The organism is Capnocytophaga cynodegmi (assembly GCF_002302475.1).
Taxonomy (GTDB): domain Bacteria; phylum Bacteroidota; class Bacteroidia; order Flavobacteriales; family Flavobacteriaceae; genus Capnocytophaga; species Capnocytophaga cynodegmi.
On the sequence record NZ_CP022378.1, the window covers coordinates 987,501 to 1,006,681 of the forward strand.

A 19,181-nucleotide genomic window follows, 5' to 3' on the forward strand; every position below is an offset into this window, starting at 1 on the left:
ATCTTTTCAGCTTCTTCAAATAAATTATTGTAAATAAAACAATTAAATAAAAATGTAGTACTTTTGACGTAATACAAAAAAAGAAGACTTTCAAATGAAGTATTTAAAAAGAGGTGAATACTTTTGGATTCTTCACATTTATAATGAACTTTGTTGTGCAGTTAACTTCATTTAAACATAACTTTATGGAATCAAAAACATTTTTTCTGATGCTTTCGTTTTGGTTCTCCCTCTTACCTATCTTCGCTCAAGAACAGATAACGGTAAGTGGTGTTGTTCGTGAGAAACAAACGAATCTGCCCATACTAGGGGCTAATGTCGTTGTTAAAGGTACCAGTAAAGGTATAACAACTGACTTTGAAGGAAACTACGTTCTGAGCAATGTTCCTCGTAATGGAGTTTTGATATTCAGTTATATAGGAATGCAAACACAAGAAATTGCCATTAATGGTCGTTCGCAAATTGATGTGCTACTTGTTGAAGATGTTGAACAACTTAAGGAGGTGATTGTCATTGGGTACGGAACAGCTCAAAAACGAGATTTAACAGGTTCAATTGTAAGTATTAAAGCCGATGAAATCTCAGACAGACCCTCTACCAATCCATTAGCTTCTGTACAAGGAAAAATAGCTGGTGTACAAGTTGTTAATACAGGACGTGCGGGACAAGATCCAGAGATTCGCATACGAGGAACAAACTCTATCAACGGCTACACTCCGCTTTATGTTGTAGATGGATTATTTACAGATAATATAAACTATCTTAATCCATCTGATATTGAATCTATGGAAGTTCTGAAGGACCCTTCTTCATTAGCTATTTTTGGGGTTCGAGGGGCTAATGGTGTTATTATCATCACAACCAAAAAAGCTAAAAAAGGACAGACTGAGGTAAATATCAACTCTTCACTGGGGTTGAAAACTATTAATGATTATATCCAAATGGTAGATGGTGCAGAATTCAAGGAATTATATGCTGAACAGTTACTTAACCAAAAAGCTGCTCCGTTTGATTTTTCTCGTTGGTCTGCGAACACCAACTGGCAGGACGAAATCTTTCAAAAAGCTTGGATTTCAAATCACAATTTCAGCATTTCAGGCTCTAGTGAAAGGAATAAATTTTACTTAGGAGCTGGTTATTTGAAGGAAGAAGGCTCTATAAAATATGAAGAACTTTCACGTATCACACTCAATCTGAATAGCGAATACAATCTCACAGATTTTCTTCGAGTAGGTTTTCATATAAATGGAGCTAAAAGCCTTCCGCCTGATGCAAAAGGAGTTTCTGGAGCCCTAAGAGCTGCCCCTATTGCTCCTGTGTATGATACTTCGAGTGGGCTTTTGCATACATTACCCGACTTTCAACGAGCTCAAGTGTGGAACCCTTTAATTGATATCAAAACCAAAGCAAATCACAACAAAGCTGTAAATCATAGAGTTGCTGGAAATATATATGGAGAGGTGGACTTTCTGAAAGATTTTTCATTCAAAACAACTTTATCGATGGACTATCGAGTTGGTGAAAATAGATTTTTCAATCCTATTGTTTGGGTATATAATCCTGATATTTCGGATAAAGAACGTCTTTCGGATTATGAATCTATCTCACAATCCAAAGCAACCACAACAACAGCTCAATCCGATTATATTCTAACTTACAAGAAGCAATCAAAGGGACATAACCTTACAGCAATTGCGGGAATAACTACAAATTACATCGAACACTCTTCTCTTTCAGGTGAACGTAGTCAGCATTTTAATGATATTATTTTCTCAATTCCTGACAATGATAACAAATGGTGGATATCATCAATAGATAAAACTCGTTCTGAAAATGGTTCTTCTCAATACAAACGCTTCACAATGTCGTACTTGTTCCGAGCTTTGTACAATTACGATAATCGTTATTTACTAAATGCTTCTTTCCGCCGTGATGGGGCTTCTGTTTTCCGAAAATCAGGGAATACTTGGGATAATTTCTATTCGGTAGGAGCTGGTTGGGTGATTAGTCAGGAAAATTTTATGAAAAACCAAAAAGTAGTTGATTATCTTAAAGTTAAAGGCTCTTGGGGTGTATTAGGAAGTCAAAACACAGGAGGTTACAACTATCCTACTCATCCGATACTTATCAACTCAGGAAGTGCTGTTTTTGGCGATAGAATCATCACAGGATATGCTCCAAAATACTTAGTTCAAAATTTAGGATGGGAGAAAACACACGCTTGGGAAGTTGGGTTAGAAATACGTTTACTAAACAACCAGCTCACGTTAGAACCTACTTACTACAACAAAAACACCAAAGATTTAATTGTACTTTTATCGGGAATTGCTGGAGCGAATAACGCTTTGGAAAACTTGGGTGAAGTACAGAACAAGGGTTGGGAAATTTCAGCAACTTGGAGCAGAAAGAAAGAAAATTCTGACTTTAGCTACTCTATTTCAGGAAACTTTACAACTATTGAGAATAAAGTAATCTCTTTAGGAAGAGGTCCTGATGATGCCATCTATGCAGGGTCTTATGATGTAGCTCGTTCCTTAGAGGGATACCCTATTGGGCATTTCTTCGGATACAAAGTTGCAGGGGTTTATCAAAATTATCAGGATATTGCAACCTCACCTGTAAACAAACTTCAAACTGTAGCTCCTGGGGATTTAAAATTTGTTGACACCAATAGCGATGGAGAAATCACTCCTGCAGACCGTGAAATGATTGGAAATCCAACTCCTGACTTCACATACGGAATTAATTTGAATGCAGAATACAAAAATTTCGATTTCGGTATGGAATTTATGGGAGTTTACGGAAATGAAATCTACCGAGGTTGGGGTGAAGTTGGCTATGCAACTTTGAACTATATGAGCAAACGTATGGGAAGATGGCGTGGTGAAGGCACTTCAAACTGGGAACCTATCATAGATCCATCCAGAGCCATCAACCGAATGAATTCAAATTATTTCATCGAAGATGGAAGTTTTTTTAGAATCCGAAATATACAATTAGGATACACCCTTCCTACTAAATATTCGGAACGTTTTAAACTGAAAAAATTCCGCATTTTTGCGAATATTCAAAACCTAAAAACGTGGAGTAAAAATACAGGATACACCCCCGAAATAGGAGGTTCAGCATTGGCTTTTGGCATTGACACAAGCACATATCCAATGCCAATGATTATGACTTACGGAATCAACATAACTTTCTAAAAACAAAAAAATGAAAAGATATATTTCATCAATAACAGCAATGCTTTTAACAGCAATTCTATCTATTGGATGTTCCAATCTGCTAGATCAAGAACCTCAGGGAGAATGGATTGATGGAGATCAAAAAGCAGGTTCGTACGAAGCTGACATCTTTACAATTTATGGAAAATTGCGAGGATACAACCTTACAGCAGGATTACCTCCTTTGGCAATACACGGCTTTCGTTCAGAAGATGCTGAAAAAGGTTCAACAGCTTCTGATGGTGCCGAACAAGCAAGAATGTTTGACGATTTTGAATATGTAGCCACTAACGGAATGATTTCAAGTTATTATACAGCAAATTACGAAGTTATACACCTAACAAATACAGTAATTGATAAAATCAAAAATGCTAATCAATCGTCTCTCACCGATGGAGATAAAATCAATAAAGCTGAAGCCCATTTTTTCAGAGCCTTTGCCTATTTTAACTTGGTACGTGCTTTTGGTGAAGTTCCGCTGATTGATTTTGCCGTAAAAAACGCAGAAGAAGCTAATAAACCCAAAGCTAAAATTTCTGACATTTACAAATTAATTGACACTGATTTAACAATCGCAGAAGAATTTTTACCTAAAAATTGGGCGTCCGTATACATAGGAAGACTCACTTGGGGAGCTGCACGTGCTCTTCACGCTAAAACGTATTTGATGCGTAATGATTGGCAAAATACGTACACTGCTGCTTCGGATATTATAAATTCAGGAATTTATAATTTAAATACTGCTTACAATCAGATTTTCAGGGAAGAAGGAGAAAATAACAGCGGTTCCATTTTTGAAATTCAATGTACTGCTAACGCTACACATCCCGGCTCCAACGAAGTCGGAAGTCAATTCGCTCAAGTGCAAGGAGTTCGTGGAGCTGGTGAATGGAATTTGGGATGGGGCTGGCACACTCCTACGCAACTATTAGCAGATGCTTTTGAAGCAGAAGACCCGCGAAAGAATGAAACATTGCTCTACTTCACCAAAACAGGAGAGAATCAAAATGACATACCTGCAAATAGTCCTTACAATGAAAAGCCCATTGCCAATGCTGCAGTAGTAAACAAATATTATAACAAAAAAGCTTACACAAATCCTTCTCTAAGAGCTCAGTATACTAAAAGTGGTTTTTGGTATAATATCCGACTGATTCGTTATGCCGATGTGGTTCTTATGGCAGCTGAATCTGCAAATGAATTAGGAAATTCAGGACAAGCTGTCATTTATCTGGAACAAATAAGAGCAAGGGCAAGAGCTGGAAATAATTCTATACTACCTGAGATAACAACCACCAATCAAGTGGAATTACGTAATGCCATTCGGCACGAGCGTCGTGTGGAACTCGGTATGGAATTTGACAGATTTTATGACTTGGTACGCTGGGGCATTGCTCAGGAAGTACTTCACGCTGCTGGAAAAACGAACTATCAACCTAAACACGAGTATCTGCCTCTGCCTCAGAAAGAAGTTGACCGTTCCAACGGCGTTCTAATTCAGAATCCTAATTACTAATCTACAAAAATAAAAAGAAATGAAAACGTTTACATATCTCATTGTTTTTATGGTTGCCTTAACTATGCAATCCTGCTTTCAGGATTTAGAGCAAAACCCTGAATTCAATTATCCACAACAACCACCTCCTCCTGCTTATAGCTCTCAAAAATTAGCTCTTTCCTTTGAGAATGAAGCAAAAGATGGAAGTAATTACAAAATACAAACGCAAGTAATGGGTAAAGGAACTTTTACCGATGGAAAAAAAGGGAAAGCTTTTCAGGGAGCTGACGATGCCTATATCCTTATAACTCCCAATCCTGCTGCATATCCTGGAGATATAAGTGTACGCGACACAATTGCTAATCTGAGAAACTTTACGGTCGCTTTTTGGATGAAAACCAATCAACCTGAAGCTGCTACTGGAATTTTTTCCATTTCAAACACAAAAAAATTCTGGGGGAACTTAGATATCTTTATGGAGAAATCGAAGGAAGATGAGGCTTTTTTTAAAATGCATCTTTACAATGGAGCTGTAGAGAAATGGGTTGGAAATGCAAAAATAGCTGGTGCTGTAGGTGATTGGGTACATTTAGCCTTTCGTTATGACGCTAAAAAAGAATCTCTTGATATTTTCAAAAACGGAGAAATGGTTATTAATCAGGATTTTTCAAACTTTGGAGAAATCGTGTTCGACGATATGGGGCAATTAGTTATCGGCACCTTACAATTTCAAACTAACCCCAGTTTAACCTCTGCCACCGAATCACAAAGCTGGGCAAGAAATTACTTAGGTTTATTAGATGAATTTCATTTCTATAATAAAGCTATTTCTGATAGCGAAATTAAAGAGTTGGCTAACAAAAAATAATTGTTTTTATGAAATTCTATATATCAATCTTACTTTTAATGTTTACTTCAAAATCATTCTTCGCACAAAATGATAGCTTTTCCAAAGAGATTTTTGTCAGCAAAACAAAAGATTCTTTGAGATATAGGCTATTAACACCTGACAAAGTAGAAAAAGGGAAAAAATATCCATTAGTGTTGTTTTTGCACGGAGCGGGAGAGCGAGGAACGGACAATGAAAGTCAACTTCGCAATGGAGGAACACTCTTCTCCAATCCTTCGAATCGGGAAAAGTTCCCTTCGTTTGTGTTGTTTCCTCAATGCCCTCCTGATTTTTATTGGCCTATTGACAAACGACCTGCTGAAGGATTTATGGATAAAAACCCTTTCGAAAAAAATGCTCCCATATCAACTCAATTGAAATTGGTAGATGAATTACTCACAAATTTCATAAAAAACAACCCGATAGATGAAAATCGTATTTATATTATGGGGCTTTCTATGGGAGGTATGGGTACATTTGATTTTGTGTGTCGTTTTCCCAATCGTTTTGCTGCTGCAATTCCCATCTGCGGCGGTGTAAACACATCGTGGCTTAAGGAATTTAGAGGGAAAACGAAATTTCGGATTTATCACGGAGATATAGACTCTGTGGTTTCGATTGAATTTTCTCGCGAAGCTTACAAAGCTCTAAAAGAAAGTGGCAATGATGTAGAATACATTGAGTTTTATGGTGTTGGACACAATAGTTGGCTTCCTGCTTTCAATATGCCTGATTTCTTACCTTGGCTATATCAAATAAAAAAATAAGCATATGAATTTCAAAAAATATATGTTAATTGGCGGGTGTTTCCTTTTGGGAATTGTGGGTTGTAACGATAAAAAAAATAGTACTTCCAAAACAATCAATTCCTCTCAAAGTGAAAAAAACCGACCGATGGAGTTTGCCTCTGACGAAGCCTTTCTTGATTTCATACAAAAAGCTCATTTTAACTATATGTGGGAAGGAGCGGAAGAAAATTCGGGATTGGCTTGTGAACGTATCCATATTGATGGCAACTATCCTATGAGTGACCAACACATCATTACCACAGGAGGTAGCGGATTTGGCATTGCAGGACTTGTGGTAGGAATGGAACGAGGATTTATCACTCGTGAAGATGGGTTAAAACGCCTTACAAAAATTGTTTCTTTTTTAGAAAAGGCTGATAGATTTCACGGCATTTGGTCTCATTGGATTGATGGAAGAACTGGAAAAACCAAACCTTTTGGCACGAAAGATAATGGTGGCGATTTAGTAGAAAGTGCTTTTCTGATACAAGGTTTACTTTGCGTAAGACAATATTTTAAAGATGGTAGTAATGAATCCGAAAAACAGTTAGCTCACCGAATTGATAAGCTCTGGAGAGAAATGAACTGGACGTGGTATTTAAACGGAAAAGATGTTTTGTACTGGCATTGGAGTCCACAATATGAATGGCAAATGAATTTCCCTCTTGAAGGGTACAACGAATGTTTAATAACTTATATATTAGCAGCTTCATCTCCCACTCATTCTATTCCTGCTTCAGCTTACCATAATGGCTGGGCACGAGGAGGAAGCATCAAAACGGATAAAACTACCTACAATCTTCCTCTAATCCTTAAACACAATGGAGCAGAAAACTACGGAGGACCTCTTTTCTGGGCTCACTATTCCTATATTGGATTGAATCCCAAAGGGCTAACCGACGACTATGCAAGTTATTGGGAATTAAATAAAAATCATTCACTGATTAATTACAATTATTGTGTAGAAAATCCTAAAGACTACAAAGGTTATGGAAAAAATTGCTGGGGGCTTACAGCAAGTTACTCTATTGACGGATACGCTGGTCACACCCCAATGATTAATGATAGAGCAGTAATCACACCAACAGCAGCCCTATCAAGCTTTCCGTATACTCCCAACGAATCTGTGTCGGCTTTAAAACATTTCTATTTTGGTTTAGGAGATAAAATATGGGGCAAATATGGCTTCTATGATGCTTTTAGTGAACAACACAACTGGTATCCGCAACGTTATCTGGCTATTGACCAACTAACAATTGCTCCAATGATTGAAAATTATCGTACAGGACTTTTATGGAAGTTATTTATGAGTTGCCCTGAAGTACAAGAAGGATTAAAGAAACTAGGTTTCAGAGTTTCCTCAATATAATTTTCATACCTTTGCTCTTGTTTTCTTTTTAAAAAATACAATGTAATTATGGCAAAATTGAAATTCATAAGTATTATCGCTTTAGCTTTAAGTTTATTTAAATGTGGCAGAACACCATCATCGAGCTCAAATTGGAATAGTTTCAGTGGAGACAAAAACATTGAACGTAAAGTTGATTCAGTTCTAAATTTGATGACTTTGGAAGAAAAAATTGGACAAATGTCTCAATTTTCGGCTAACTGGTCGGTTACTGGTCCTGTGATGCCCGATGATTTTCAACCTTATTTAGAAAAAGGATTAGTCGGAAGTATTTTCAATGCTGTCACAGTTGAGGGAATTCGGAAAATGCAAGAAATTGCTGTTGAAAAAACACGTTTGGGCATTCCTATCTTATTTGCTTATGACGTCATTCACGGATACAAAACTATCTTCCCTATGCCAATGGGAGAAGCCTGTTCTTGGAATCTGGAATTAATGAAAAGAACAGCTCAAATCGCCGCAGAAGAAGCTGCCGCCGATGGTTTGCACTGGACGTTTGCTCCAATGGTAGACATTAGTCGCGATCCTCGCTGGGGACGTGTAATGGAAGGTGCTGGTGAGGACCCTTTCTTAGGAAGTGCTATTGCCAAAGCTCGTGTTGAAGGTTTCCAAGGCGGAACTGACTGGCGTTCACTCAAGGAGACCAACACTGTACTAGCGTGTGCAAAGCATTTTGCAGCTTATGGTGCAGCCGAATCAGGGAGGGATTATAACACTGCTGAACTCTCCGAGCATACGCTACGCAATATCTATTTCCCCCCTTATGAAGCGGCTAAAGAAGCTAATGTAGCAACCTATATGGCTTCATTCAATGATGTAAATGGGATACCAGCAACTGCCAATAAATGGTTGATGAGCAACATACTACGTGGAGAATGGAATTTCAAAGGTTTTGTAGTCTCTGATTACACAGGAATTAATGAACTTGTACCACACGGAGTTGCTGAAAATGACAAACACGCTGCCCAGTTAGCAGTCAATGCAGGTACTGAAATGGATATGACGGGCTCTACTTACATAAAATATCTCAAACAATTAGTAGAAGAAGGAAAAGTTTCTGAAAAAACCATTGATGACGCCACTCGAAGAATTCTGGAGATGAAATTTTTGCTCGGATTGTTTGAAGACCCATACCGATATTTAGATGAAAATCGAGCTAAAAATACTATCCAAAAACCTGAATTTATGCAAACTGCTCGGAAAGCAGTAGCTGAGTCGGCAGTACTACTAAAAAATGACAATAATTTGCTTCCTATCAGAAAAGATTCTCCTAAAAAAGTAGCTCTCATTGGTGCTATGATGAAAGATTCTATCAATCTCAATGGAGAATGGCAAGGTAGAGGCGACAGAAATCAATCCGTATCTCTTTTTAAAGGTCTTCAGGAGGTGTTTCGCAATAGTTCCGTGCAATTTTCTTATGCACAAGGCTGTACACTTACCGAAGCCACCTCAAAAAGTGTGAATGAAGCAGTAAATATTGCTAAAAATTCAGACTTAATTTTAGTGGCTTTAGGTGAAGATTTCAATTGGTCGGGAGAAGCTGCTTCGCTGACTGACATACGATTACACACCGCACAAAGGGAATTACTAAAGGTTCTGAAACAAGTTGGAAAACCCATAGCTTTGGTTATTTTTAGCGGTCGCCCACTCGATTTGAGCTGGGAAAGCGAAAATATTGATGCTATTTTACAAGCTTGGTTCCCAGGAACGCAAGGCGGATACGGAATTGCAGATGTTATCGCGGGAGACTACAATCCATCAGGGCGACTGGTAATGTCTTTCCCTCGAAACATAGGGCAAATCCCTGTCTATTACAACCAAAAAAACACAGGACGACCTGTAAACTTTGACAATCCTCAGGGAGATTACCGCTCTAAATACGAGGACTCACCTATTACCGCTCTGTATCCATTCGGTTATGGACTTAGTTACACAACTTTCTCTATTTCAGATGTAAAATTAGATAAAACAGTTATGGAACGTGGCGGAAAAATTACAATAACAGCTAAAATCAGCAATACAGGAAACACTGACGGAGAGCTGGTTACTCAATTGTATATCCGAGATTTGGTGGGAAGCGTAACACGACCTGTTAAGGAACTGAAAGGCTTTCAGAAAACAGCTCTAAAAGCAAGAGAATCCAAACAGATTCAATTTAGCCTTACTGAAAAAGACTTGGAATTCTACGGGATTGATATGACAAGAAAAGCCGAAAGAGGGAAATTCAAACTGTGGGTAGCTCAACATTCAGCTGACAATGCTAATGAATTGGAATTTGAACTAAAGTAAAAACTTTTCATTCTCCCCTTAATATTCATATCTTTGTCGCAAAAAGAAATTTTGATGAATCGTTCAAAAATTGTCCTAATTACGGGAGCTACTTCAGGGATTGGGAAGGAAACCGCTTTGTTACTTACTCAAAAGGGTTTTGTAGTTTATGGCACAGCCCGAAATGTCGAAGGCAAAAATCTGCCTTTCAAATTGCTACCAATGGATGTACGTAGCCAAGAAAGCATCTCACAAACTGTGAAAGCCATTCTTGCAGAAACTGGAAAGATAGATATTCTTATTAACAACGCTGGTGTGGGCATTACGGGGGCTGTGGAAGAAATCCCTATGGAGGAGCTTCAGAATGTTTTTGCCACCAATTTTTATGGAGCCATTGCACTGATGCAATCCGTCCTGCCATCAATGCGGGAACAAAAAGGCGGACTTATCATCAATATTACGTCCATTGCGGGATATATGGGATTGCCTTTTCGAGGTGCATACTCCGCAAGTAAGGGTGCTTTAATGCTAATGTCAGAAGCCTTGCGAATGGAAGTGAAAAACTTCGGAATTGAGGTAACTACCATTGCTCCAGGCGACTATGCCACCGATATTGCTTCACGCAGATATCACGCTCCTGTAAAAGAAAATTCAGCGTATGCGGAAAACTATCAAAAGTCATTGGATTTGATGAATCAACACGTAGATTCGGGAGGTAATCCTACTGAAATGGCGGAGAAAATCTTTCAAATCATCAATACCCCAAAACCCAGCGTACATTACAAACAGGGAAGTTTTCTACAGAAATTCTCAATCGTTCTGAAGCGAATATTACCAAGCAAAGTATATGAAAAAATGTTGATGAATCACTACAAATTGTAGATTATTTCTGAAGGTTTTTAGTAAAAAACATTAATAACAAGTATCTGAAAAGTCAATAATTCATTTTAAATGGTATGAATTTATTGACTTTTCTTATGTTTCCACTCCAATATCAACAAGATAATCAGCCAAGTAAAGTAATTCCTTTTTAAAATCGTCCTACATTAACTTTAGGTACAAACCAAATGAATATTTTAGAAATGATTTTCTTTTTTCTCGGTAAAAGAAATATATTTGCAGAACTATTCATCATTTGAATAGAATTTTTAAATAATTTGAATATTTGTAAAATTCAATGCATTGGCTAAGTGAAGTTTTTATATTCCAAAAAGCTGTATTGTTTCCACTTACCGATGCACTTAGTTATGTATCACTTAATTAGTATTTTATTATGAAATTTTTTATTGACACAGCTAACCTAAACCAAATCCGTGAAGCACAAGATTTAGGAGTTCTGGACGGAGTAACTACCAATCCATCACTTATGGCAAAAGAGGGAATTACTGGTACGAATAACATCTTAAAACACTATGTAGATATTTGCAACATTGTGGACGGAGATGTTTCTGCCGAAGTAATCGCTACAGACTTTGACGGCATTGTAAAAGAAGGTGAGATGTTAGCCTCATTACACGAACAAATTGTAGTGAAAGTTCCGATGATAAAAGATGGAATTAAAGCCATTAAGTATTTCTCGGACAAAGGCATACGAACCAATTGTACACTAGTGTTTTCTGCAGGTCAGGCACTATTGGCTGCCAAGGCTGGAGCTACATATGTTTCTCCTTTCATCGGAAGATTAGACGATATTTCAACCGATGGGCTAACCCTTATCGAGGATATCCGACTAATTTATGATAATTATAGTTTTGAAACTGAAATTTTAGCTGCTTCTGTTCGCCATACAATGCATATTATGCAATGTGCCAAAATAGGTGCGGATGTGATTACAGCTCCTCTATCAGCTATCTTAGGCTTACTCAAACATCCTTTGACCGACAGTGGCTTAGCTCAATTTTTAGCAGATTATAAAAAAGGAAATTAACTAACAATGAACGATTTTAAGAGTTATACTATATAAAATTGTTCATTAAATTAATTGTAAATTATTAATTATAACATATGAATTGGCAAACTGTAAAAGAATACGAAGATATTACCTACAAAAAATGTAACGGCGTAGCACGAATCGCTTTTAACCGACCAGAAGTGCGTAACGCTTTCCGCCCGAAAACCACTTCTGAGCTTTACGACGCTTTCTATCACGTGTACGAAGATGCAAGTGTAGGCGTGGTAATCCTCACTGGGGAAGGTCCCAGCCCCAAAGATGGCGGACACGCATTTTGTAGCGGTGGCGACCAAAAGGCTCGTGGGCATCAAGGTTATGTGGGCGAAGACGGCAGACACCGACTCAACATATTAGAAGTACAACGACTTATCCGATTTATGCCCAAAGTGGTCATCGCGGCGGTAAACGGATGGGCAGTAGGTGGCGGACACTCGCTTCACGTAGTGTGCGACCTTACCTTAGCCAGTAAAGAACACGCCATTTTCAAACAAACCGATGCCGATGTCACCAGCTTTGACGGAGGCTATGGCTCGGCATATTTGGCAAAAATGGTAGGACAGAAAAAAGCTCGTGAGATTTTCTTTTTAGGGAGAAATTACTCCGCACAAGAGGCTTTTGAAATGGGAATGGTCAATAAAGTAGTACCTCACGCTCGTTTGGAAGAGGAAGCGTATGAATGGGCTCAGGAAATCCTTGCTAAGTCGCCAACTTCTATCCGTATGCTGAAATTCGCGATGAACCTCACCGACGACGGAATGGTAGGGCAACAAGTTTTCGCCGGCGAAGCCACTCGTCTTGCCTATATGACCGACGAAGCCAAAGAAGGACGCAACGCCTTTTTAGAAAAACGAAAACCTGACTTCGGGGAAAATCAGTGGATTAGTTAAGATTAAAATAATAGAATATATGACTAAACATCAACTTTTTGTACAACTTGCAAAACCTGATGATAACGGGAAAAGTCGTTGGGTTTACGTTACTGAATTTGTAAATGAATATAAAGCTCTACAATTGGGTAATGGTGGGAGTTGGTGTAGAGCGAGTTCTAGTTTAGCCAGAAAATATATTGTAGAATTTAATAAAGACCAAACTCAAGGTAATTCTATTGACGCGATAAGATTAAATGGTTTTAATCCGAATACCTCTTTTAATCAAAATATTCGGCAAGACATAAAAGATTTTTATAAAAATCAAAATTGTGTGATGCTTGGTATTAATGGAAATTCTGAAAATACAAAAATTGAGATTGATCATAAAGATGGGCGCAAAAATAATGAGAGAGTTTCAGACATAAAAACTCAGAAGATTGAAGACTTTCAACCGCTTAGTAAAGCTGCAAATGATGCAAAAAGACAAATTTGCAAAAGATGTAAAGAAACTAATAAGCGCTGGAGTGCCAAAAATATCAAGGGTAATCCCTATGAGTTTTATGATGGAGATGAAAACTATACCGAAGAGCTAGGTTGTATAGGTTGTTACCAATATGACCCAGTAGAGTACAGAAAAGAAAGCATCAAGAAAATTAGTAGAGAAGCATCTGAATATATTGCAAAAAAATTATTGGGAGAATAGCAATGAATTACATAGGCTCAAAATACAAACTTTCGGAATTTATCAAACAAGGAGTGTATTCAGTTGTTGGAAAAGATTTATCCAATAAGGTTTTTTGTGACTTGTTCGCTGGAACTGGTATTGTGGGGCGAGTTTTCAAAAAAGAAGTAAAACAAGTTATTAGCAACGATATAGAATATTATAGTTATGTTTTAAATAAAAATTATATTGAAAATCATAAGCCATTAGATTTTTTATCTCACATCTTTGAATTGAATTATTTAAAGGGAATAGAAGGTTTTATTTTTGAAGAATATTCTGAAAACGGAAGAGCAAATCGACAATATTTCAAATCTGAAAACGGAAAAAGAATAGACGCAATCCGACAAAAAATAGAAAGTTGGAAAAATAATAATGAAATTTCTAATGAATTGTATTTTTTCCTTTTAGCCTCTCTTTTGGAAAGTGCTGATAAGGTAGCGAATACGGCTTCTGTCTATGGTGCATTTCTAAAACACATCAAAAAATCGGCACAAAAAGATTTACATATTGAACCTGCGATTTTTATAGAAAATGAAAATGAACATCTTGTATTTAATAAAAATGCAAATATTCTCATAAAAGAAATTGAGGGAGACATTTTGTACCTTGACCCTCCTTATAATACTCGGGAATATGGGGCTAATTATCATTTGTTGAATACAATTGCAAAATATGATTGTTTTCAGCCAAAAGGTAAAACGGGACTTAGAGATTATCAAAAATCAAGTTTTTGTAAAAAGAATGAAGTGGTACAAGCTTTCGAGAACTTGATAAAAAATGCCCATTTTAAATATATTTTCCTGAGTTATAATAATGAAGGGTTAATGCCTCCTGATGTTGTTAGAGAGATTATGAAAAAATATGGAAGATATGATTTATTTTCTACCGATTACCAAAGATTTAGAGCTGATAAAGAAGAAAATAGAAACCATAAATCCGATAAAACCACCGAGTACTTACATATTTTAGAAAAATAAATTTGTAATCATAATCAGAAAACAAACTATTACAATTAGAAACTAACCAGCAATCAACAGAAATGAACCAACAACCTCAAAAAACCAATCAGCAACCAACAGAAATGGATTATCAACCTTGCTAAGTCATTTCTGCAACTTGATTTATAATTTCTGACACTTGACAACTCATTTATGAAGCTCGATATATTATTTCTACACCTTGCTAATCGAAAAAATAGAGTAGATATACAAAAAAATAAAATAGTACCAACCATAAAAACATAAAAGACGAGTTACTTAACTCGTCTTTTATGTTTATTTTCAGTTGTAATATGTATTTCTTAAACCCAACCTTTTTATTTTTCTTCAGATGGAGGAACTCTCTCTGAAGTAGGTTTTTCTTGAGTAAGATTTTCTATCTTATTGGCTTTCTTTTCTTCTGCAATGGTTTTCAAATGCTTCACTTTCTTATACCACTGAGGAATTTTAGGCAAATCATCACCCAGCAAATATCCCCAAGGATTAAGTGAGGGAACATTATCAAAAATAACTTTAAGAATAGCAATAATAGGAATTGCTAAAAACATACCCCCTATTCCTGCGAGGCTTCCTCCCACTAAAATTCCAATAATGGAAGCAAAAGCATTGATTTCAACCTTTGAACTCACCACTAAAGGCACCAAAATATTATTATCAATAATCTGAACTACCACCGAAACGATAACTACTCCAAATATTAAACTCAAATCAGGTGAGCCAGAAAGTGTTGCCAAAATGGTGATTGCACAAGCCAGCAAATTACCCAGATATGGGATAAGCCCCAAAATACCTGTAATTACCCCCAGAAGGATTGCATTTTGTACCCCAACAATGGAAAGCCCAATCGCCGTTAAAGCAGCAATACTTAACACTTGCAAACATATCCCTATCAAATAACTCTGAACTGCTGTTTTGATGTTGAAAAGTATGTTTTTCAGACGTTGTTGGTCGCCTTCACCTATCAGTTTAGAAAGAAACGTAATCAAATGATTTTGGTAGAGTAAAAACAAAAACGCATAAATAGGAATCATCGCCATACTAAATAAAACATCTGAAAAAGAAGTGACAAGCATCGCTGCCGAACTTGTCAGAGCTGACTTAGTTTCTTCCCGAACCATATCAATATGTTGCGATTGGTCTACTTTACTAATTCCAAAAAAATCAGTCACAAACCTCTGCAAACGAGCCCAATGCGTTTCAATATTCTTAACTATAGTTTCAGTATCACTGGCAATGCCTCCAATTTCTACAGAAATAAATGTTGCTATCCCCAATATCAACACCACAAAAAGGAAAATAGTCAATAATGAAGAAATGGTGTTCGGAAATCGACATTTTTTATTGAAAAATCGATTTATGGGACGTAGCAGTATAGCAAAAAGCAACGCCATAACCAAAGGAACGATAATATCTCTACCCAAATAAAAGATAAAGAAAATAAGTACGATTCCAAGTAATGTAAATGCCAAACGAGCATAAAAAGGAAATGTAATAGTGTTTTTCATAACTTGTTCTGTGATTTTTAAAATCTCTATTAACTTTTATAATCTAAAAAATGGAGCAATCTAAACTTTCTCAATCCAAAAATTTAAATTGCTCCAATAACCTTAAAACAGAATTTTCTTGTAACTTACTACCCAAGAAAACTATTTTACATAGCTGCTTTATAAAGTTCTGCTACTCTGTTCCAATCAATTACATTAAAGAAATTAGACACATAATCCCCTCTCTTATTTTGATATTTTAAGTAGTAAGCGTGTTCCCAAACATCCATTCCTAAGATAGGCTGACCTGAAATTTCCAAACCTGGCATCAACGGATTATCCTGATTAGCAGTGCTTCCTACTTGTAACTTACCATCTTTTACAACTAACCAAGCCCAACCAGAACCAAATCGTTTTGCTCCAGCTTCTGAAAATTGCTTTTTAAAATTATCAAAACTACCAAAATCACGATTGATTGCTTCAGCCAAAGCTCCTGTTGGTTGTCCTCCACCTTTAGGTGAAATTACATCAAAGTACAAATTATGATTGTAATATCCTCCCGCATTGTTGCGAAGTGCTGAATTACTCATATCCAAACCTTTCAACACTTGCTCAATAGTTTGTGTAGCTTGTGCCTTACCTTCCACTGCTTTATTAAGATTGTTTAGATAACCTACATAGTGTTTTGAAAAATGAACGAACATCGTTTGTGCATCAATGTAAGAATCTACTGCGTTGTAGTCGTATTTCAGAGAAACGATTTTGAAAGCACCTTCATTGGCTTTTACATCAGTAGGTTTTCCATATTCTGATGATTTAGAACACGACTTGGCACACGATTCTTTCTTTGTACACGATTTTTCTTTCTTTTTTACCTGAGCATTAAGCTCTCCTGATGAAAATACAGCACCTGAAAGAGCCAATGCTGTCATAGGAATCAATTTTCTTAGTTTCATAATGATATTTTTTTCAAAAGTAATTAAAAATATATAATGTGAAATGTTTTTAACATTTTTTTACGTTACTAACTATTTGATGTGGTATAATTCCGCCATTTTTCTATGCAGCACGTCATATCGTCAGGTAGATTTGAATCGAACCTCAAAAATTCGCCCGTAGTAGGATGTTCAAAACCTAATGTCTTAGCGTGGAGGGCTTGACGTGGCAATACATCAAAACAATTCTCAACAAATTGCTTATACTTCGCAAAGGTTGTTCCCTTGAGAATTTTATTCCCTCCATAACGTTCATCATTGAAAAGAGTATGCCCGATATGCTTCATATGAACCCGAATTTGATGCGTTCTTCCCGTTTCTAACTTACACGAAATCAGAGTTACGTATCCAAATCGTTCCAAAACTTTGTAATGTGTGATGGCTTCTTTACCGTAATTCCCTTCAGGAAAAACGTCCATTTGAAGTCTGTCTTTTAAGTGCCTCCCTATATGCCCTTCTATCGTTCCCTCATCTTGCTCCACATTTCCCCAAACTAAAGCAATATACTCACGTTCAGACGTTTTATTGAAGAATTGTTGTGCCAAATGAAGCATCGCTTCCTCTGTTTTGGCTATAACAAGTAACCCACTGGTATCCTTGTCAATACGATGTACCAAACCAGGTCGATTACTGCTATTATTGGGCAGATTTTCAAAATGATATATCAGTGCATTAATGAGTGTTCCGCTATAGTTGCCGTGACCAGGGTGAACTACCATACCAGCTGGTTTGTTTACTACCAACAATTGGTCATCTTCATAAACAATATCAATAGGAATGTTTTCAGGAGTTAGTAAATACTCGTGGGGTGGGTGGGCAAACATTACCTTTACCTCATCGTTGGCTTTTACGCGATGATTCGATTTTACTGCAACTCCATTAACAAATATATTTCCTTGTTTTGCAGCCTGTTGCACCTTGTTGCGAGTAGCATTTTCGACAAAATTCATCAAAAATTTATCCACACGCAGCGGTTCTTGTCCCTTCCCTGCTTTAAAACTGTAATGCTCGTAAAGTTCCTCTTCTTTTTCTAAATCTTCATCAAATTCTTGCATCTTATTCCAAATCTTCTACAGGGATAACAATCTCTTTTGTGTTGGGAATTGAGTCAGGAACTCCCATATTTTCCAGTCCATTTCCGCAAATCAAATCAATTTTTGAAGTTTTCATCAATTGTTCTCCTGGTTCGATTTTTTTTCCTTTGTGCGAAAGCTCAAGAACCATATCTTTTCCTATATCATCAACATAGGTAATCGTGCCCACATCAAGTCCAACAGATTTTAAAGTTGCTTCGGCACTACGACGCGTAATTTGAATTATCTTTGGAACGCTTACTTTTCGATACCCCGAAGGATTAATCGTTAAGTAAATTTTTCTGTTTTCCTTAACGTGCTCTGTGGGTTCTGGACTTTGGCTAATAACTGAAAAAGCTGGAAATTTTGGGTCATAATTTGTTGAGTCAAGCACCTCATAACGCAAATTATTTTCTTTCAAAATAAATTCTACTTCAGTTAGTGTTTTCTTTGTTAAGTCTGGAACCACGACATATTCTCCGTGATTTGTCCATACTTTCAAGAATTTCAATACCAGAAATGCTAAAATCACAAGAGCCAAAACAGCTAAGGACAAATGGAAAAATATGTTTTTTATTTTCGGATTTTTTACAATATTTTTTAACATAAATATTTAATTTAGGCAGAAAGTTGCACAAAAATAGACATTATCTGCGTGATTTGTTATCTTCCATCAATCTGAAAGCAACCGATTGAACCAACGATAAGCAGAAGCTGAAAAGCAACGCACCAAAAAATCCGCTTACCTCAAAACCATTTACTAGTTCTGCAGCCAACAAAATAATTATTGCATTGATAACGAACAAAAAAAATCCTAACGTAATGATTGTGATAGGAATAGAGATAATTTGTAAGACAGGCTTCACCAAAACATTTAAAATGGATAATACAAAAGCCACCAAAATAGCAGAAAAATAGTCTGAAATCTTCGCAATAGGAAGTACATTCCCTAGTAGAAAGACAATAACAGCTGTAACAAGCAAACTTACTATATACTTCATAATCAATATTT

The 19,181-nt window shown here is 36.7% G+C and carries 16 protein-coding genes; 11 read left to right on the forward strand and 5 right to left on the reverse strand.

The genetic code is table 11. The features are described from left to right. Positions 1-185: 185 nt before the first annotated feature. The 11 genes from CGC48_RS04575 to CGC48_RS04625 all read left to right on the forward strand — a co-directional run bounded on the left by CGC48_RS04575 (position 186) and on the right by CGC48_RS04625 (position 14,596). Complete coding sequence (locus CGC48_RS04575; RefSeq protein WP_098028633.1) at positions 186-3,203, forward strand: SusC/RagA family TonB-linked outer membrane protein; 3,018 nt, start codon at positions 186-188, stop codon at positions 3,201-3,203. Positions 3,204-3,213: 10 nt separating this feature from the next. Next, positions 3,214-4,740 (forward strand): RagB/SusD family nutrient uptake outer membrane protein, encoded by a 1,527-nt coding sequence (locus CGC48_RS04580; RefSeq protein ID WP_098028634.1) that lies wholly within the window; start codon positions 3,214-3,216, stop codon positions 4,738-4,740. A gap of 19 nt (positions 4,741-4,759) precedes the next feature. After that, a complete protein-coding gene (locus tag CGC48_RS04585; RefSeq protein WP_232780550.1) occupies positions 4,760-5,590 on the forward strand; it encodes a LamG domain-containing protein in 831 nt (276 codons plus the stop codon). Positions 5,591-5,598: 8 nt separating this feature from the next. Further along, positions 5,599-6,378 carry a carboxylesterase family protein gene (locus CGC48_RS04590; RefSeq protein WP_098028635.1) on the forward strand — a complete coding sequence of 260 codons (780 nt, stop codon included), beginning with the start codon at positions 5,599-5,601 and terminating at the stop codon, positions 6,376-6,378. Positions 6,379-6,382: 4 nt separating this feature from the next. Next, positions 6,383-7,768 carry a glucoamylase family protein gene (locus tag CGC48_RS04595; protein ID WP_098028636.1) on the forward strand — a complete coding sequence of 462 codons (1,386 nt, stop codon included), beginning with the start codon at positions 6,383-6,385 and terminating at the stop codon, positions 7,766-7,768. 48 nt (positions 7,769-7,816) lie between these two features. Further along, positions 7,817-10,096, forward strand: a complete 2,280-nt coding sequence (gene bglX, locus CGC48_RS04600; RefSeq protein WP_098028637.1) for a beta-glucosidase BglX — start codon at positions 7,817-7,819, stop codon at positions 10,094-10,096. A 54-nt stretch (positions 10,097-10,150) separates the two neighbouring features. Continuing rightward, the gene (locus CGC48_RS04605) at positions 10,151-10,957 is read left to right on the forward strand and encodes an SDR family oxidoreductase (RefSeq protein WP_098029759.1); all 807 of its coding nucleotides are present in this window, start codon (positions 10,151-10,153) and stop codon (positions 10,955-10,957) included. Positions 10,958-11,348: 391 nt separating this feature from the next. Beyond that, positions 11,349-12,002: a fructose-6-phosphate aldolase gene (gene fsa / locus CGC48_RS04610; RefSeq protein WP_098028638.1), complete on the forward strand. Its 654-nt coding sequence runs from the start codon at positions 11,349-11,351 to the stop codon at positions 12,000-12,002. 77 nt (positions 12,003-12,079) lie between these two features. Then, positions 12,080-12,913, forward strand: a complete 834-nt coding sequence (locus tag CGC48_RS04615) for a 1,4-dihydroxy-2-naphthoyl-CoA synthase (RefSeq protein WP_042344173.1) — start codon at positions 12,080-12,082, stop codon at positions 12,911-12,913. Positions 12,914-12,932: 19 nt separating this feature from the next. Further along, positions 12,933-13,598, forward strand: a complete 666-nt coding sequence (locus CGC48_RS04620) for a restriction endonuclease (RefSeq protein ID WP_098028639.1) — start codon at positions 12,933-12,935, stop codon at positions 13,596-13,598. Positions 13,599-13,600: 2 nt separating this feature from the next. Further along, positions 13,601-14,596, forward strand: coding sequence for a DNA adenine methylase (locus tag CGC48_RS04625; RefSeq protein ID WP_018280189.1), 996 nt, complete (start codon positions 13,601-13,603; stop codon positions 14,594-14,596). A gap of 338 nt (positions 14,597-14,934) precedes the next feature. Here the strand turns inward: CGC48_RS04625 and CGC48_RS04630 are convergent, their stop codons facing one another. The 5 genes from CGC48_RS04630 to CGC48_RS04650 form a co-directional block, all read right to left on the reverse strand. Further along, entirely contained in the window at positions 14,935-16,122 is a 1,188-nt protein-coding gene (locus tag CGC48_RS04630; RefSeq protein WP_098028640.1) for an AI-2E family transporter, read from the reverse strand. A gap of 146 nt (positions 16,123-16,268) precedes the next feature. Then, positions 16,269-17,057: a superoxide dismutase gene (locus CGC48_RS04635; protein WP_098028641.1), complete on the reverse strand. Its 789-nt coding sequence runs from the start codon at positions 17,055-17,057 to the stop codon at positions 16,269-16,271. 68 nt (positions 17,058-17,125) lie between these two features. Beyond that, positions 17,126-18,151, reverse strand: a complete 1,026-nt coding sequence (locus CGC48_RS04640; protein ID WP_098028642.1) for an RluA family pseudouridine synthase — start codon at positions 18,149-18,151, stop codon at positions 17,126-17,128. Position 18,152: 1 nt separating this feature from the next. Continuing rightward, complete coding sequence (locus CGC48_RS04645) at positions 18,153-18,776, reverse strand: PASTA domain-containing protein (RefSeq protein ID WP_098028643.1); 624 nt, start codon at positions 18,774-18,776, stop codon at positions 18,153-18,155. 40 nt (positions 18,777-18,816) lie between these two features. Further along, on the reverse strand, positions 18,817-19,170 hold the full coding sequence (locus CGC48_RS04650; protein ID WP_098028644.1) for a phage holin family protein: 354 nt from the start codon (positions 19,168-19,170) through the stop codon (positions 18,817-18,819). Between the last annotated feature and the right edge of the window lie 11 nt (positions 19,171-19,181).

Coding starts and splice junctions, on each gene's coding strand:
- CGC48_RS04595 (WP_098028636.1), top strand. CDS start 6,383: ATGAATTTCAAAAAATATATGTTAATTGGCGGGTGTTTCCTTTTGGGA.
- CGC48_RS04640 (WP_098028642.1), bottom strand. CDS start 18,151: ATGCAAGAATTTGATGAAGATTTAGAAAAAGAAGAGGAACTTTACGAG.
- CGC48_RS04615 (WP_042344173.1), top strand. CDS start 12,080: ATGAATTGGCAAACTGTAAAAGAATACGAAGATATTACCTACAAAAAA.
- CGC48_RS04630 (WP_098028640.1), bottom strand. CDS start 16,122: ATGAAAAACACTATTACATTTCCTTTTTATGCTCGTTTGGCATTTACA.
- CGC48_RS04580 (WP_098028634.1), top strand. CDS start 3,214: ATGAAAAGATATATTTCATCAATAACAGCAATGCTTTTAACAGCAATT.
- CGC48_RS04625 (WP_018280189.1), top strand. CDS start 13,601: ATGAATTACATAGGCTCAAAATACAAACTTTCGGAATTTATCAAACAA.
- CGC48_RS04590 (WP_098028635.1), top strand. CDS start 5,599: ATGAAATTCTATATATCAATCTTACTTTTAATGTTTACTTCAAAATCA.
- CGC48_RS04575 (WP_098028633.1), top strand. CDS start 186: ATGGAATCAAAAACATTTTTTCTGATGCTTTCGTTTTGGTTCTCCCTC.
- CGC48_RS04585 (WP_232780550.1), top strand. CDS start 4,760: ATGAAAACGTTTACATATCTCATTGTTTTTATGGTTGCCTTAACTATG.
- bglX (WP_098028637.1), top strand. CDS start 7,817: ATGGCAAAATTGAAATTCATAAGTATTATCGCTTTAGCTTTAAGTTTA.
- CGC48_RS04620 (WP_098028639.1), top strand. CDS start 12,933: ATGACTAAACATCAACTTTTTGTACAACTTGCAAAACCTGATGATAAC.
- CGC48_RS04645 (WP_098028643.1), bottom strand. CDS start 18,776: ATGTTAAAAAATATTGTAAAAAATCCGAAAATAAAAAACATATTTTTC.
- fsa (WP_098028638.1), top strand. CDS start 11,349: ATGAAATTTTTTATTGACACAGCTAACCTAAACCAAATCCGTGAAGCA.
- CGC48_RS04635 (WP_098028641.1), bottom strand. CDS start 17,057: ATGAAACTAAGAAAATTGATTCCTATGACAGCATTGGCTCTTTCAGGT.
- CGC48_RS04650 (WP_098028644.1), bottom strand. CDS start 19,170: ATGAAGTATATAGTAAGTTTGCTTGTTACAGCTGTTATTGTCTTTCTA.
- CGC48_RS04605 (WP_098029759.1), top strand. CDS start 10,151: ATGAATCGTTCAAAAATTGTCCTAATTACGGGAGCTACTTCAGGGATT.